The organism is Salegentibacter sediminis (genome assembly GCF_002078605.1).
In the GTDB taxonomy this organism is placed as follows: domain Bacteria; phylum Bacteroidota; class Bacteroidia; order Flavobacteriales; family Flavobacteriaceae; genus Salegentibacter; species Salegentibacter sediminis.
Window position 1 is genome coordinate 30,706 of record NZ_MSJR01000003.1, and the last position, 16,288, is coordinate 46,993.

Annotated in this window: 11 protein-coding genes; 10 read left to right on the top strand and 1 reads right to left on the bottom strand. The window is 39.6% G+C overall.

Going from position 1 to position 16,288, the window contains the following annotated elements:
- The 3 genes from BUW93_RS06310 to BUW93_RS06320 all read left to right on the top strand — a co-directional run bounded on the left by BUW93_RS06310 (position 1) and on the right by BUW93_RS06320 (position 4,847).
- A complete protein-coding gene (locus tag BUW93_RS06310) occupies positions 1 to 594 on the top strand; it encodes a 3-keto-disaccharide hydrolase (RefSeq protein ID WP_081210302.1) in 594 nt (197 codons plus the stop codon).
- Positions 595 to 829: 235 nt separating this feature from the next.
- Positions 830 to 2,623 carry an excinuclease ABC subunit UvrC gene (gene uvrC, locus BUW93_RS06315; protein WP_081210304.1) on the top strand — a complete coding sequence of 598 codons (1,794 nt, stop codon included), beginning with the start codon at positions 830 to 832 and terminating at the stop codon, positions 2,621 to 2,623.
- Between the two features lies 1 nt (position 2,624).
- Positions 2,625 to 4,847 carry a patatin-like phospholipase family protein gene (locus BUW93_RS06320; protein WP_081210306.1) on the top strand — a complete coding sequence of 741 codons (2,223 nt, stop codon included), beginning with the start codon at positions 2,625 to 2,627 and terminating at the stop codon, positions 4,845 to 4,847.
- On the opposite strand, the gene BUW93_RS06325 is transcribed toward BUW93_RS06320, so the two are convergent.
- Entirely contained in the window at positions 4,830 to 5,840 is a 1,011-nt protein-coding gene (locus tag BUW93_RS06325; protein WP_081210308.1) for an LLM class flavin-dependent oxidoreductase, read from the bottom strand. The genes BUW93_RS06320 and BUW93_RS06325 overlap by 18 nt on opposite strands.
- A gap of 176 nt (positions 5,841 to 6,016) precedes the next feature.
- Here BUW93_RS06325 and BUW93_RS06330 point away from each other — a divergent pair, with 176 nt between their 5' ends.
- The 7 genes from BUW93_RS06330 to BUW93_RS06360 all read left to right on the top strand — a co-directional run bounded on the left by BUW93_RS06330 (position 6,017) and on the right by BUW93_RS06360 (position 16,204).
- Positions 6,017 to 7,174 (top strand): homogentisate 1,2-dioxygenase, encoded by a 1,158-nt coding sequence (locus BUW93_RS06330; RefSeq protein WP_081210310.1) that lies wholly within the window; start codon positions 6,017 to 6,019, stop codon positions 7,172 to 7,174.
- A gap of 31 nt (positions 7,175 to 7,205) precedes the next feature.
- Entirely contained in the window at positions 7,206 to 8,348 is a 1,143-nt protein-coding gene (gene hppD / locus BUW93_RS06335) for a 4-hydroxyphenylpyruvate dioxygenase (protein ID WP_081210312.1), read from the top strand.
- A gap of 302 nt (positions 8,349 to 8,650) precedes the next feature.
- Positions 8,651 to 9,427 (top strand): DUF3108 domain-containing protein, encoded by a 777-nt coding sequence (locus BUW93_RS06340; RefSeq protein ID WP_081210314.1) that lies wholly within the window; start codon positions 8,651 to 8,653, stop codon positions 9,425 to 9,427.
- Position 9,428: 1 nt separating this feature from the next.
- Positions 9,429 to 10,394, top strand: a complete 966-nt coding sequence (locus BUW93_RS06345; protein ID WP_081210316.1) for a tryptophan 2,3-dioxygenase family protein — start codon at positions 9,429 to 9,431, stop codon at positions 10,392 to 10,394.
- Between the two features lie 5 nt (positions 10,395 to 10,399).
- Entirely contained in the window at positions 10,400 to 11,632 is a 1,233-nt protein-coding gene (locus BUW93_RS06350) for a peptidoglycan DD-metalloendopeptidase family protein (RefSeq protein WP_198536990.1), read from the top strand.
- 119 nt (positions 11,633 to 11,751) lie between these two features.
- Positions 11,752 to 13,383, top strand: coding sequence for a glucose-6-phosphate isomerase (gene pgi, locus BUW93_RS06355; protein WP_081210318.1), 1,632 nt, complete (start codon positions 11,752 to 11,754; stop codon positions 13,381 to 13,383).
- A 190-nt stretch (positions 13,384 to 13,573) separates the two neighbouring features.
- Positions 13,574 to 16,204, top strand: a complete 2,631-nt coding sequence (locus BUW93_RS06360) for a TonB-dependent receptor (protein ID WP_081210320.1) — start codon at positions 13,574 to 13,576, stop codon at positions 16,202 to 16,204.
- Positions 16,205 to 16,288: the final 84 nt, after the last annotated feature.

Consider the following 16,288-nt stretch of genomic DNA (forward strand, 5'->3'; position numbering starts at 1 on the left):
ATGAAAAATAAAGGAATTTTATTGGCTCTTTTGTTTGTAGCTTTAGTAGGCTGCAAATCGGAATCTCAGCTTTTTAATGGAAAAGACCTTGAGGGATGGCAAGTGTACGGTACCGAACAATGGTATGTGGAAGACGGTTTACTGGTTGCCGAAAGCGGCCCGGATGCCGAATACGGATACCTGGCAACCGATAAAAACTATAAAAATTTCGAACTGGAACTGGAATTCCTTCAGGAGGCAGATGGTAACAGCGGAGTTTTCTTTCGTTCAGATATAGAAGGTACAAAGATTTCGGGCTGGCAGGTTGAAGTAGCTCCCCCTGATTTACATACAGGTGGGGTCTATGAATCTTATGGCAGAGGTTGGCTTGTTAAACCCGAAGATAGTAAGGAAGATGTTCTCAATTATGGAGATTGGAATAAGATGAAGATAAGGGTTGAGGGAGATAAAGTTCAAACCTGGCTCAATGGGGAGGAAATGATCGATTTTTCAGACGAAAAAATTGGTGATGCCAACGGAAAAATTGCTCTTCAAATTCACGATGGAGGTGGCATAAAAGTTTTCTGGAGAAATATTAAGTTAAAGGAACTATAGAAACATTAGATAGAAAGTTTAAATCGGGATTAAGTAATCCTTAGTTATTCAGAAGCGCCTGTTTTTAAGACAGGCGTTTTTATTATTGAAAACATGCGTAGCTTTCAAGGCTTGTTTGTTTTCTTTTTAATTAAATGAAGAAAATCTTTCCTGACGATGAGAAAATCCTTTTTAAAGCTCATCGAAGCACTCCAAAAAGCAGCTGTAAAAATTAAAAAGCTATACCTTTGGGATAATGGAAACACCTGCTTTAGATCTTCAACTTAAAACCCTACCTAATAGTCCAGGCGTTTATCAGTATTTTGATAAAAACGGGAAAATCCTGTATGTGGGGAAGGCCAAAAATTTAAAGAAACGGGTCACTTCGTATTTTACCAAACGTCACGATAGCCATAGGATTGGGGTGATGGTGAAGAAGATTAATGAGATAAGACATATCGTTGTTGCATCAGAAACCGATGCACTTCTGCTGGAAAATAATCTCATCAAAAAACATCAGCCGCGCTTTAATGTAATGCTGAAAGACGATAAAACCTACCCGTGGATCTGTATTAAAAATGAACGTTTTCCCCGTGTTTTTCCCACCCGGAAACTAATAAAAGACGGGAGCGAATATTATGGTCCGTTCACGAGTTTTAAAACAGTAAACACCCTTTTGGAACTCATAAAAGGGCTTTATAAGTTGCGTACCTGTAATTATGATCTTGCCGAGGATAAAATAAGAGCCGGGAAATATAAACTTTGCCTGGAATATCACTTAGGAAATTGCAAGGGCCCCTGTGAGGGCTTGCAGCCAGAAACAGAATATAATAAAAACATCGAGGCGATACGCCAGATCGTAAAGGGTAATTTCAAGGATTCGTTGCATAAGTTCAGAGAACAGATGAAGGAGCATGCCGAAAGAATGGAATTTGAAGATGCGCAACGAATAAAAAATAAAATTGATGTCCTGGAGAATTATCAGGCTAAATCTACGGTGGTTAACCCAAAGATAAGTGATGTGGATGTCTTCTCTATTGTAAGCGATGAAGGTTACGGATATGTGAATTTTCTTCAGCTCTCTCACGGCGCGATTATTAGAAGTCATACCATTGAGATGAAGAAAAAGCTCGACGAAAGTGACTCCGAATTGCTGGAATTGGCAATTACCGAGATAAGACAGCGTTTTAATTCTAATTCCAGGGAGATTTATGTGCCTTTTAAGGTTGAAGCCGGAGAGAATGTAAAGGTCACTGTTCCTAAACTGGGAGATAAAAAGAAAATTGTGGAGCTTTCTCAGCGAAACGCGAAATATTACAGGCAGGAGCGGTTTAAACAGATGAAGATTGTAGACCCAGATAGACACGTGAACCGCGTGATGGCTCAAATGAAAGAAGATTTGAGGTTAAATGAAGAGCCAAGGCATATCGAATGTTTTGATAATTCCAATATCCAGGGAAGTAATCCTGTGGCGGCCTGTGTAGTCTTTAAAAACGGAAAGCCCAGTAAAAAAGATTATCGTAAATTTAATATCAAAACAGTGGAAGGCCCCGATGATTTTGCCTCCATGGAGGAGGTGGTGTTTAGGCGTTACCGTCGTTTGCTGAATGAAGGGGAGCCTTTGCCGCAATTAATAATTGTAGATGGAGGAAAAGGACAATTATCCTCAGGAGTGAAAGCGCTGGATAGCCTTGGTTTACGGGGGAAGATTGCCATAATTGGTATTGCGAAACGCCTGGAAGAATTATTCTATCCCGGGGATTCAATTCCGCTTTACCTGGATAAAAAATCTGAAACGCTTAAGATCATTCAGCAATTACGAAATGAGGCGCACCGTTTTGGGATCACCTTCCACAGGAATAAAAGAAGTAAAGCCGCTCTTAATACTGAGCTTGAAGAAATTTCTGGCATAGGAGAAAAGACCGTAGTAGAGTTATTAAAGCATTTCAGATCGGTTAAAAGAATTAAAGAAGCCTCGCAAAAGGATTTAAGTGAGGTGATAGGCAAGGCCAAAGCCACAATTATTTATCAGCATTACCATTCAACTTAAAATGAAAAAAGTCCTTTTTATATTTATGGTGCTCTGGTCAATCCTGGGGAACGCACAGGAAGAAGACCTTAAGGTGGGCCTTGTACTCAGTGGAGGAGGCGCCAAGGGGCTTGCCCATATTGGAGCATTAAAGGTACTTGAAGAAGCCGGGGTTCGAATAGATTATATTGGAGGGAGCAGTATGGGCGCGATTATTGGCGGCCTCTATGCTTCAGGGTATTCCGCCGATGAGCTGGATTCAATTTTTCACGAAACTAATTTTAATATCCTCATTCAGGACGACCTACCGCGAAATGCTAAAACTTTCTATGAAAAAGAAGATTCAGAAAAATATGCATTGACTTTACCTTTTGATCGCTTTAAGATAGGATTGCCTACTGGCCTCTCCCGCGGCCAAAATATTTATAATTTAATGTCTGGTCTTACTATGCATAATGGAAACCTTGACAGTTTTGAGGATTTGCCTATTCCGTTCTTCTGTATCGCGGCCGATGTGGAAACCGGGGAGGAAGTGATACTCGATGAAGGTTCGCTCGCTCAGGCTGTCTCTGCCAGTGGTGCTATTCCTTCTATTTTTAGCCCGGTAAAAATTGGGGACCGCTTACTTACCGATGGAGGCGTGGCAAATAATTATCCGGTGGAAGAATTGCGAAGACGAGGCGCCGAATTCGTGATTGGGGTTGATGTGCAGGACAGCTTGATGGATCGCTCTGAGCTAAAAGGTGTTTTTGATATTCTCACCCAAATTAGCAACTTCAGGACGATAAATGATATGAAGGAGAAAATCCCGAAAACCGATATTTATATCAAACCTGATATTTCTAAATTTTCTGTGCTTTCTTTCGATAAAGGGAAAGAAATTATAGACACGGGGGTTGTGGCTACCCGGGAAAGGATAGAAGATTTAAGAGAGGTTTCTAAACGACAGAAGCCTCGTGATTCCGAATTTTTAATCCCGCGTATCGATACCCTGCAAATTAGCACCCTCACCCTGGAGGGTAATAACAATTATCCCAGGGAATATATAATGGGAAAACTCCGTCTTAATTATTTCACCAAATTCACTTTCGAAGACCTCAATAATGGGATTAACAATCTTTCGGCTACTGGAAATTTCAACCGGATTAATTATCGTCTACTTCCCAATGAAGATGATAAATTTTATACCCTCGCAATGCAAATTGAAGAAAGCCACAATAAGACTTTTCTGAGGCTTGGAGTGCATTATGACGAATTATATCGCAGTGCTGCTTTACTGAACTTTACCCATAAGAGTTTGCTTTTTACCAACGATGTCACCTCTCTTGATGTGATTGTAGGCGATAACTTCAGATACAATTTCGACTATTACCTCGATAAGGGATATTATTGGAGTTTGGGCATACACTCCCGGTATAACAAATTCAGTGAAGATATTTCTTTTGATTTTGCCCGGCAAAATGCAGGTTTGGAAGACCAGGCGCTGAATAAGCTAAATATCGATCATATTGATTTCACCAATCAGATCTATTTCGAAACCACTTTTAAACAGGTTTTTTCCTTCGGAATTGGCGCGGAACATAAATATTTGAAAATAAAATCTGAAACCCTGGACCGCAGTTCTTCCGAGATTCCAGATAATATTTTTGAAAACAGCCATTTCCTAAGTGGTTTTGGAAATTTAAGGTATGATTCTTACGATAATAAATACTTCCCGTCCACTGGTTTTTATCTTAACAGCGATTTTCATCTTTATCTGTATTCTTCAGATTATAACGAGAATTTTTCCGAGTTTTCCATCGCCAAAGGTGTAATGGGTTACGCATTAACGCCTTTAGATAAATTATCGCTTAGGCTTGAAACTTCGGCCGGCTTGAAAATTGGTAACGATAACACCAATACCCTGGATTTCTTTCTTGGGGGTTATGGCAATAACCTGGTCAATAATTTTGAGCCTTTTCTGGGATATGATTTTATAAATATTTCAGGAGACAGTTATATCAAAGGTCTTCTGGAACTTGATTATGAATTTATAAGGAGGCACCATTTGGTTGGCAGCGCAAATTATGCCAACGTAGGAAACAGGCTGTACTCTACCGGCGAATGGTTTTCAAGCCCGAATTTTTCGGGTTATGCCGTTGGCTATGGTCTTGAGTCCTTCATAGGGCCACTGGAGGTAAAATACACCTGGTCTCCAGAATTACAGTCCAGCACCTGGTTTTTTAGTTTAGGATTCTGGTTCTAAATCAAAAGCTTCCGCTACAAGTTCAAAAGATCTCAGGCGTAATTCTTTTGAATAACTCATTGTAGAAATCATCACTTCATCAACATCAAAATCGCTTGCAAGTTGTTCCAGCTGTTCTTTCACCGATTCCTTGGTGCCCGAAACAATTCGTCCCGCATTTCGCTGAAGCAATTCCTTTTCTCCTGCACTGAATTCATATTTTGCTATTTCTGAAAACTCAGGATAATTCTGAAAATTTCCCCTTTCAAACTGAAGCAGGATATATTCGATATACTTTCGCATATTGGCCGCGATTTCTTCGGTTTCACCACACATTAAAAACACCGAGACAAATGCTTTTGGGGATTGAAGGGAATCTGAAGGTTTAAAATTCTGACGGTAATTTTTAACGACTTCAGGAGATACCAGTCCGTTTATGAATTTGGCAACAGAAAGGCCCATTCCCATTTCAGCAGCTATTTTTACACTGCCTCCGCTAGAACTCAGAATCCATTGTTCGGGAATTGTCTTTACCTGCGGGATAGCATAGACTCTACCTTTTTCAGTTCCAGCGGTATCGCCAAAAAAATGTTGAAGATGCTCCAGTTGGGTTAAATAATCTTCTTCTTTAAAAGTGTTTGAAGGATTTAAAAGATAGGCGCTTACACGATCTCCTCCCGGGGCACGCCCCATCCCCAGATCTATTCTATTGGGATAGAGGGCTTCCAGGGTCCTGAAATTCTCGGCAACTTTAAAAGCACTGTGATTGGGGAGCATAATTCCGCCGGACCCCAGTCTAATTCGTTTGGTTTCAGCGCCAAGTCTGCTTAAAAGTACTTCGGGAGCAGACCCGGCGATAAACTTTGAATTATGATGTTCTGAGAGCCAAAACCTGTGATACCCCAAATTATCAGCGAGTTTTGCGGTTTCTATAGTTTCCTGTAAAGCTTCCTGCGAGTTGGCTCCGGTTCTAACAATCGATTGGTCTAGTATGCTAAGTTTAATGTTTTTCATATTTAGTTAATCGAAAGAGACTAATGTTCATTACATTTTGCTCCCGGGTTTTAGTGATGTTTTAAGAATGTTTAGCATAAAATTCCCGATATTTGTTTTTAAGGAAAATTAAAGCCTAAAAAATAGTAAATTCTCAATTTTCTTTATAAAATTGGGAGGCCTAAAAAAATAAAATTATGCCTTTTTATCATAAACTCGGTAAAATTCCCCACAAACGCCATACGGTCTTTAAAAAGCCCGATGGCAGCCTTTACTACGAACAACTTTTTGGAACCGTAGGTTTCGATGGTATGTCGTCTAATAGTTACCACGAACACCGGCCTACACAGGTTAAGGAAATTAAAGGAAGTTATAGCGTAAAGCCAAAGATCGCTTCAGAGAATAATATTAAATCTTATCGTTTTAAAGGATTTCAGGTAGTGCCACATCCCGATTATCTGGAAAGCAGGAAAGTGGTGCTTACCAATAGCGATGTGGATATTACGCTTGCCTCTCCGCAGGGATCCACAGAGGACTATTTTTATAAAAATGCCGATTCAGATGAATTATTATTTATTCATAAAGGAACCGGAAAATTAAGAACCCATCTTGGAAACCTGGATTTTAAATACGGCGATTATTTATTAATTCCACGGGGAACCATTTATAAGATCGACTTTGACGATGAGGATAACCGCTTGTTTATTGTAGAATCAAGACGGCCTATTTATACCCCGAAAAGATACAGGAACTGGTTCGGGCAACTGCTGGAGCATTCGCCATTTTGTGAAAGAGACCTCAGGCAGCCCTATGAACTTGAAACCAATGACGAGAAAGGAGATTTTCTCATCAAAGTGAAAAAGCAAGGAGAGATATTTGATATGGTGTATGCTACACATCCTTTTGATGTGGTAGGTTATGATGGGTACAACTATCCTTATGCCTTCAGTATTCATGATTTTGAACCCATTACAGGGAGAATTCACCAGCCGCCACCGGTTCATCAAACCTTTGAGACCGATGCGTTTGTGGTGTGTAGTTTTTGTCCGAGAAAATACGATTACCATCCTGAAAGTATTCCAGCCCCCTATTCTCATAGTAATATAGATAGCGATGAGGTACTCTATTATGTGGATGGAGATTTTATGAGCCGAAATGATATTGAAGCGGGGCATATCTCCTTACATCCTGCGGGAATACCACACGGTCCGCATCCGGGAGCTGTAGAAAGAAGCATTGGCCAGGTTGAAACCGAAGAACTGGCCGTAATGGTTGATACTTTTAAACCTTTAAAACTTACGGAAGAGGCGATGAAAATAGCCGATGAAAGCTATTATAAGTCGTGGTTAGAGTAAAATTAAATCAAGAACATATAAAAATATTAATATGAGTACCGATAACACATCATTAAAATTGGAAAAGGTAATTCCCGATGCAGAAGATTTTCTTCCAATTCTGGGCACCGATTTCGTGGAGCTGTATGTTGGCAACGCCAAGCAGGCTGCCTATTATTACCAGCACGCCTGGGGTTTTGAGCCAGTGGCCTATTCAGGATTAGAAACAGGGAGAAAAGACCAGGTTTCTTATGTATTACAACAAGGAAAGATTAGAATTGTTCTAACTTCCCCATTGACACCCGATGGAGACCTTAATGCCCACATCAATAAACACGGGGATGGGGTTAAAATGGTTGCGCTTTGGGTAGATGATGCCCGCAAAAGCTATGAAGAAACCACAAAAAGAGGCGCCAAATCTTATGTAGAACCTTATGAGCTGGAAGATGAGCATGGAAAAGCTGTGATTTCAGGAATTCATACTTACGGAGAAACCATCCATCTTTTTGTAGAACGAAAAGACTACACAGGTCCTTTTCTGCCTGGATATAAGGCCTATGCAGCAAGGACCCACACAAAAGATACCGGTCTAAAATATATAGACCATATGGTTGGCAATGTAGGCTGGAACGAAATGAACAAATGGGTGGAATTCTATGCAAAAGTTATGGGCTTCGCTCAAATGGTTTCTTTTGATGATAAGGATATCTCTACAGACTATACTGCTCTTATGAGTAAAGTAATGAGCAATGGGAATGGAAGGATAAAATTCCCTATCAACGAACCCGCAGAAGGAAAGAAAAAATCCCAGATTGAGGAATATATAGATTTTTATAATGGGGCAGGAGTGCAACATATTGCGCTCGCTACCGATAATATTATAGAAACCGTTACCGCCCTGCGCGATCGCGGAGTAGAATTCCTTTATGTTCCCGAGACGTACTATGATACTCTTTTGGATAGGGTGGGAGAAATTGATGAGGAATTGGAGCCGTTAAAAGAACTTGGTGTTTTGGTAGATCGGGACGATGAAGGCTATTTGTTGCAGATCTTTACCAAGCCGGTTTTGGACCGCCCAACAATGTTTTTCGAAATCATTCAGCGAAAAGGGGCTCAATCTTTTGGAAAAGGAAACTTTAAAGCGCTTTTTGAAGCGATTGAGAGAGAGCAGGATTTACGAGGTACATTAAGTTAGGAGATTATATTTGCCAACTTAATCGATTATTTGAAAAATAATTAAACTAATCCTACTGTTTAGGTTAAAGTTTATTTTCTGGTTGTGAATAAAGTTCAATTTAAGGACTTTTGCGCTCGCATTTTTGGAGTGGTTACCAAACAGTGTGATTTATTTTTTTCATAATTTAAGTTTTAGTTGGTTAATAAGACAAAAACCCTATCATTAATTTGATGGGGTTTTTTGTTTAATTACATTTGGAATAGAAATTGTAAATATCGGTATAGTAACACGAATTTTACCTTTATCAGCAAGACAAAGCCATGAAAAAAATATTTACAATACTTACCATCCTTTTAACCTTCGTTTCTGTACAGGCACAGTCGCAGCAGGCTTTTGAGGCCGGAGAATGGTTTCGTTTCCGGATTCATTATGGGCCCTTTAATGCCAGTTATGCTACTATGGAAGTGGAGGAAGCTACCTTGCGAAATAAACCTGTTTATCATATTAAGGGACGTGGAAAGTCTACCGGGCTATTGCATCTCTTTTTCAAAGTAGATGATGATTATCAAACCTTTATCGATAAAAATGATGGAAAGCCTTATAAATTCATCAGAAAGATTGATGAAGGTGGGTATACCAAAGATCTCGAAATAGATTTCGATCACAGCGATAATGAGGCACATGTATTTGATAGAAAACATGGGCAGAATAATACTTATACTACCCAGGAAAATGTGCACGATATGTTATCTGCATTTTATTATATTCGCAACAATATTAAAAACGATGAGCTTAGTCCTGGAGATGAGATGAACCTCAATCTTTTTATAGATGATGAAACCATGAATTTCAAACTGAAGTTTCTTGGTCGGGAGGTGATTAAGACCAAGTTTGGGAAAGTTGCCACCCTAAAATTCAGGCCTTTGGTTATGGCAGGAAGAGTTTTTAAAGAAAAAGAAAGCCTTACCTTTTGGGTTTCTGATGATGCCAATAAACTACCTGTAAAAATTGAGGCAGATCTTAAGGTTGGCTCCCTGGACGCTGACCTGGACGCTTATAAAGGACTAAAACATCCCTTCAGAATAATTGTAGATTAACATGGAAATCAAGCCGGAGATTGCCGAAAGAATTGCTAAACTAGAAGAGAAATTCAGAAATTCAGGACAGGACCTGGGCTCGTATCTTGACGGTTTGTTATATGATAAATATCTTACCTATTGGGATTATATCAATATAGATACCCTTTTAAGTCTTCAGAAAACCCTTACCCATTTTCCCGATGAGAAAATCTTTATCTCTTATCACCAGATAACAGAACTTTATTTCAAGCTCATTATCCATGAGCAAAAGCAAATAATTGAAGCCAAAAATGAAGATGCGGCCTTTTATATTGAAAAATTCCACCGCTTAAACCGATATTTTAGAATATTAACCGATTCTTTTGATGTGATGATAAAGGGGATGGATCGGGAACAATTCCTTAAGTTCAGGATGGCACTTCTGCCGGCCAGCGGCTTCCAGTCGGCGCAGTTCAGGATGATCGAGATCTATTCGACGCCCCTGGAGAATCTTGTTCCTTTTGAAAAACGCAAAGATTTTTCTGCAGAAAATGATTTCGAGGAATTACTGGAAAACATCTATTGGAAAAAAGGTGGAATAGACCTGAAAAGCGGGGAGAAAACACTCACCCTTAAGCAATTTGAAGACCGATATATCGAAAGCTTTTTAAAGCTTGCCCGCGAAGTAGAAGGGAAAAGCCTTTATCATATTTATCTGGGTCTTCCAGAAGAGATAAAAAATAATTCGGGATTGATCAATGCAATGCGTAATTTTGACGTTTATGTAAATATTAACTGGCCCCTGATGCATATTGGTGCTGCTTATCGCTATTTAAATAAGGATAATAAGACCATTGCAGCTACAGGAGGAACAAACTGGAAAGAGTTTCTTCCCCCTGGATTCCAAAAAAATAGTTTCTTTCCCTATCTATGGAGCGAGACCGAATTTGAAGAGTGGGGAAAAGAATGGGTGGAGAATAAGTTTAATACAGAAAAAACAGCTTGAAAAAATTGAAAAAATTTAGTTACCTGATGTTGATAATGCTGGCTTTTATCGCCTGCAATGATGATGTGAAAGATGAAGCCATGAATAAGGAGATGGCCGCGGTGAAAGCACCGCCAGTGGTGAAGGAATATGGTTTTGTGCTCAACGATTTCGAGGTGGTGGTAGACACCATTTCCAGAGGTGATTTTTTTGGAAGTATCCTTGATGAGCAAGGGGTGAGTCCCGGAAAAGTACATGAGATTTCTCAAAAAGTAAAAGATACTTTTAACCCTGCCAGGATTATAGCCGGTAAAAAATATATAATTCTAAAGGATAAAGACTCTGTTCAAACTCCCAAATTCTTCATCTACGAAAATGACAAAATAAATTATACTGTAGTAGACCTTAATGAGGCTACGGCATATACCGCCAAACGCCCGGTGACGGTAAAGAAGCGGGAAATTTCCGGAGTTATTACCTCCTCTCTTTCAGAAGCTATGCAAAATCAGGGTTTAAGTAATTTGTTGGTTTATGAACTTTCAAATATTTATCAGTGGAGTATAGATTTCTTTAAGCTTCAGAAGGGAGATCAGTTTAAGATGGTTTACGAAGAAAAGTATATCGATGACACCATTTTTGCCGGAATCGAAAATGTTGAGGCTGCTGTTTTTAAACATTCTGGCAGGCCTTTTTATGCCTTTAACTATGAAACCGATTCTATTACCGGAAAAGCCAGTTTTTATGATGAAGAAGCCAAAGCACTTCAAAGTTTTTTCCTGAAAGCTCCCTTGAATTACAGTAGAATTTCCAGCCGTTATACAAAGAGAAGGTTTCATCCTGTACAGAAACGATGGAAAGCCCACCTTGGGACAGATTATGCTGCGGCCACAGGTACACCTATTGTAAGTACTGCCGATGGTACTGTTATCGCCTCAAGTTACACCTCGGGTAATGGAAATTATGTTAAGGTGCGGCATAACAGTAAATACACCACGCAATATCTTCATATGACCAGGCGAAATGTGCGAAAGGGCCAGCGGGTTAAACAAGGAGATGTAATTGGTTATGTAGGAAGTACTGGCCTGGCTACAGGACCTCATGTTTGTTATCGATTTTGGGTGAATGGGAAACAGGTAGATCCCTATCGCCAGAATTTGCCAACTGCAAAACATATTGAAGAGGATCGTAAAGATGCTTATTTCGCTGCTATCGATGAGCTAAAACAAAGGCTCGACAGTATTCCTTATCAGGAAATTTAATTCCATCCCCATTGGGATTATTTAGGCTTTTTAACTTTTAAGGTTAATACGAGGCTGACTTCGTATTTATCTTTTTTAAATTTGCCATTCATTTGAATTTTTAATTAAAAATAACTGCTGTGAAAAATATAAATCCAACTCAAACAACTGCCTGGAAAAAATTATCTCAACATTATAAGGAGGTGAAAGACCTGGAGATGAAGGAATTGTTCAAAGAAGATCCCGACCGAGCTTCCGGGTTCACCTTACAATGGGAGGATTTATATCTTGATTTCAGTAAAAACCGCATAACCTCAACAACCAAGGACTTACTCGATGAGCTTGCCCGGGAGTGTGCTCTTCCTGAAGCTATTGAATCCTATTTTACCGGGGAAGCGATCAATAGAACAGAGAAGCGTCCCGTATTGCATACAGCATTGAGAGCTGCTGCTGATTCTGTTATTGAAGTTGACGGAGAGAATATAATGCCGGAAGTTCGGGAAGTAAAAAGCAAGATGGAGAAGTTCTCCAACTCGGTTATTGATGGGAGTAAAAAGGGTTATACAGGTAAGGCCTTTACCGATGTTGTAAATATCGGGATTGGTGGGTCTGATCTTGGCCCGGTCATGATCGCCGAAGCCCTAAAACATTATAAGAACCACCTCAATGTTCATTTTATCTCTAATGTAGACGGAGATCATGTGCATGAACTTATTAAAGATCTTAACCCCGAAACTACCTTGTTTTTGGTGGTTTCTAAAACCTTTACTACCCAGGAAACAAGATCTAATGCAACTACAATACGAAACTGGTTTAGAAAAACGGCTCCCCAGGAGGCGGTATCGCAACATTTTGCGGCAGTTTCTACCAATCTTGAAAAAGTAGAGGAGTTTGGGATTGACATCCAAAACGTTTTTCCAATGTGGGATTGGGTTGGTGGCCGGTTCTCCCTGTGGAGCGCGGTAGGTTTGTCTATTAGTCTTGCCGTGGGCTATAATAATTTTGAAGCTCTCTTAAAAGGAGCCCGCAAGATGGATCGTCATTTCAGGGAAACCGAACTTTCAGAGAATATTCCCGTACAGCTGGCTATGTTAAGCATTTGGTATAATAACTTTTTTGAAGCTGAAAGCGAAGCGGTAATCCCTTATACTCAATACCTTCACAGGCTTCCGGCCTACTTGCAGCAGGCCATCATGGAAAGCAATGGAAAAAGCGTAGATCGTAATGGAGAAAAAGTTAATTACCAAACCGGAACTCTCATTTGGGGAGAACCTGGTACCAACTCCCAGCATGCCTTTTTCCAATTGATTCACCAGGGCACAAAATTGATCCCTGCAGATTTTATTGGATTTAAAGAGAGTCTTTTTGGTGATGTTGATCACCATAATAAATTAATGGCAAATTTCTTTGCTCAAACCGAAGCCTTATTACAGGGAAAAACTCCTCAGGAGGTTAGAAAAGAACTTGAAGAGAAAGGAATGAGTGGGGAAGCCCTGGAGGAACTATTGCCATTTAAAGTTTTTGAAGGAAACAAACCTACAAATACCCTTCTCTTTGATAAACTTACTCCCGAAAGCCTGGGTAAATTGGTGGCTTTATACGAGCATAAGATCTTTGTTCAGGGGGTGATTTGGAATATCTTTAGCTACGACCAATGGGGAGTAGAATTAGGAAAACAATTGGCAACCAATATTCTTGAGGAAATCGAAAATAAACACCTGAATAATCACGATTCTTCTACTAAGAACCTTATAAAATTCTTTTTGCAATAAAAATAGCAGAAATGTTAACATCTTCTAAATAGTTTTATCTCCACTTGAATTAGATAGTTCAAAAAAAGTTTTAGTTTTGCGGCGTGAAAGATGCTAAAGTTAAAAACCTTAACATTTGGGTAAACTAAAATATTGAGAATTTAGCTTCTTTTGCGGCGAATTTTAATCTCAACACAAACAAAAATTAAACATGAGGAAACTATTAGCTTTAGCGTTGTTTTTAACAACTGCTACCATTTTTGCTCAGGGAACCATTACCGGAACGGTGATTGATTCTGAATTGAACAGTCCCCTTCCCGGTGCTACTGTTATGGAAGTAGGTACCAATAATGGGACAACTACCGATTTTGATGGAAACTTTAGCCTGGATGTGAATTCGGCTACAGGTAGCATCAGTATTTCCTTCGTAGGTTACGAAAAAATTACCAGAAGGTTTAACGTAGCTCAGGGTGCGACTCAAGACCTTGGAAGAATTAACCTTAGTCCTGATGCCGATGCCCTTTCTGAGGTGATCGTAGTAGGAAGAGGAGTAATTGACCTCGAAGAAGACCGTAGAACTCCTATCGCGGTTTCAACTATTACAAAAGCTGAGATTCAGAAAAAAGCAGCTGGTAACGTTGAATTTCCTGAAATTCTTAAAAACACTCCTTCGGTTTATGTAGCAAACCAGGCAGGTGGGTTTGGTGATTCACAAATGTTTCTTCGTGGATTTAGCCAAAACAACACAGCATTCCTTTTAAATGGTCAGCCTATTAACGGGATGGAAGATGGTAATATGTACTGGTCTAACTGGTCTGGTATTTCAGATATCGCTAATGCTGTCCAGGTACAACGTGGACTAGGTTCTTCTAAGCTTGCAATTTCTTCTGTAGGTGGTACCGTAAACATTGTTACTAAAGCTACTGAAAGAAGCGAAGGTGGTTTTGTAAGAGGTATGGTTGGAAATGGAAGCTACCTTAAAGGTACCGTTTCTTATGATACCGGAATTAACGACAACGGATGGGGCTTTTCTTTCCTATTAGATCACTGGCAGGGACACAGCAAGTATGCTGATGGAACTAAAGGACAGGGACAGAATTACTTTTTCTCTGTTGGTAAGAAAATGGGAGATCACAACTTTAACTTCCTTCTTACCGGTGCTCCACAATGGCACGACCAGAACTTTTCTAAAAGTATGGACCTTTATGAAGAGTATGGTGTAAAGTATAACAATAACTATGGTTTCTTAGATGGTGAATACCTAACCAGCCGAAGAAATTATTACCATAAACCTGTTACTAACTTAAACTGGGACTGGAATATTTCAGATAAATCAGATCTTTCTACTGTAGTTTACGCTTCGTTTGGTCGAGGTGGCGGAACAGGAACATACGGAAACGGTCCTAACTATATTGACAACGGAATTGATTCAAATCCAAGTGGAGCCTTTACTCAAGATGGATTAATAGATTGGGATTTTATCAAGAACGATTATAATGCTTCTATAGAAGGAGGATTAAGTGAGGGATACAATGGAACTTTACTAAGAGCTTCTGTAAACAACCATGCCTGGTATGGTGCGGTATCTAACTTTAGTCACGATACAGAGACCGGATGGGCGTTTAACGTTGGTGCCGATTTGCGTTGGTACACTGGAGACCACTTCCGTCAACTTACCGATCTTTTAGGTCTTCAGGGAAGAATAGAGCCAATGGGAAGCCGTCCTGATGGTTATGTGGTTTCTGAAACTTTTGAAGCTAACCCATGGTCTGCTTTGTTTGATTATGCCGATGAAGATCAACGAATCAACTACGATTATTCTGAAGATATTAATTACCAGGGAGGATTTGGACAGGTTGAATATGCAAATGATATGTTCTCTGTATTCTTCCAGGGGGCTGTGTCTAACCAATCATACCAAAGAACAGACAGAGGTAACTTCGCGACTGCTAAAACTTCAGAGAAAGTAAATAAAACCGGATATAACCTAAAAGGTGGTGCATCTTTTAATATCAATGAGCAAAATGTTGTTTTTGCTAACGTTGGTAAATATTCCCGTCAGCCTTTTCTGGATAACATTTTCCCAAGCTATTCTGATAATACCGAGCTTGCAGATCCAGAAGTTGAGAACGAAGAGATCTTTGGTTTGGAAGCAGGTTACCAATTTGAAACAGCTGACTTCCAGGCTAACCTTAATGCCTATTACACCAAATGGGAAAACAGATTCTTAAACGCTTCTGGTGAATACAATCCAAGTGGAAGTGAAGTTCCAGATTACGCTGATGCTTCTTTCCTTTTCACCAATATTGGGCAGGTTCACCAGGGTCTTGAATTAGATGTTAAATATCGTCCTGTTTATGGATGGACGCTTAAAGCTTATGCAACTATTGGGGACTGGAAATATGATGGAACAACTCCGGTTAGGGTAAGAGATAATGAAACAAATTCATTTGTTGACGAACTTGAGGCTAACCTAACTGACACCAATGTTGGTCTGGCTCCACAATCTTCTTTCGGACTTGGTACTGATGTTCAAATCACTGAGAAATTCAGTATGGATATGGACATCAACCACTTCGCAAATCTATATGGTTTTGTTGATGTAGAAGATGTAGCTTTCGCTACTCTTGAGGGTGATACTTACCAGTCTGAAAAGCTTGATGCTTACACTCTTGTTGACCTTGGAGCATCATACCAATTTGATCTTGGAGCTCAGAATATCCAGTTAAGAGGTAACGTTTATAATTTGTTCGATAACGAATACATTAACCAAAGAGACCAGTATGGGTACTATTACGGTAATGGCCTTACCTGGAACTTCTCTGTTAAATATAACTTCTAAGAATATCTAAATTATATATTCTTGAAACCACCCCTTTTGGGGTGGTTTTTTTGTTTTAGGGTAAATTCAAATTTTTTAGTCTTT

Excerpts from the sequence above, each read along its gene's own strand:
- BUW93_RS06310 (WP_081210302.1), top strand. The coding sequence starts at position 1 with ATGAAAAATAAAGGAATTTTATTGGCTCTTTTGTTTGTAGCTTTAGTA.
- uvrC (WP_081210304.1), top strand. The coding sequence starts at position 830 with ATGGAAACACCTGCTTTAGATCTTCAACTTAAAACCCTACCTAATAGT.
- BUW93_RS06320 (WP_081210306.1), top strand. The coding sequence starts at position 2,625 with ATGAAAAAAGTCCTTTTTATATTTATGGTGCTCTGGTCAATCCTGGGG.
- BUW93_RS06325 (WP_081210308.1), bottom strand. The coding sequence starts at position 5,840 with ATGAAAAACATTAAACTTAGCATACTAGACCAATCGATTGTTAGAACC.
- BUW93_RS06330 (WP_081210310.1), top strand. The coding sequence starts at position 6,017 with ATGCCTTTTTATCATAAACTCGGTAAAATTCCCCACAAACGCCATACG.
- hppD (WP_081210312.1), top strand. The coding sequence starts at position 7,206 with ATGAGTACCGATAACACATCATTAAAATTGGAAAAGGTAATTCCCGAT.
- BUW93_RS06340 (WP_081210314.1), top strand. The coding sequence starts at position 8,651 with ATGAAAAAAATATTTACAATACTTACCATCCTTTTAACCTTCGTTTCT.
- BUW93_RS06345 (WP_081210316.1), top strand. The coding sequence starts at position 9,429 with ATGGAAATCAAGCCGGAGATTGCCGAAAGAATTGCTAAACTAGAAGAG.
- BUW93_RS06360 (WP_081210320.1), top strand. The coding sequence starts at position 13,574 with ATGAGGAAACTATTAGCTTTAGCGTTGTTTTTAACAACTGCTACCATT.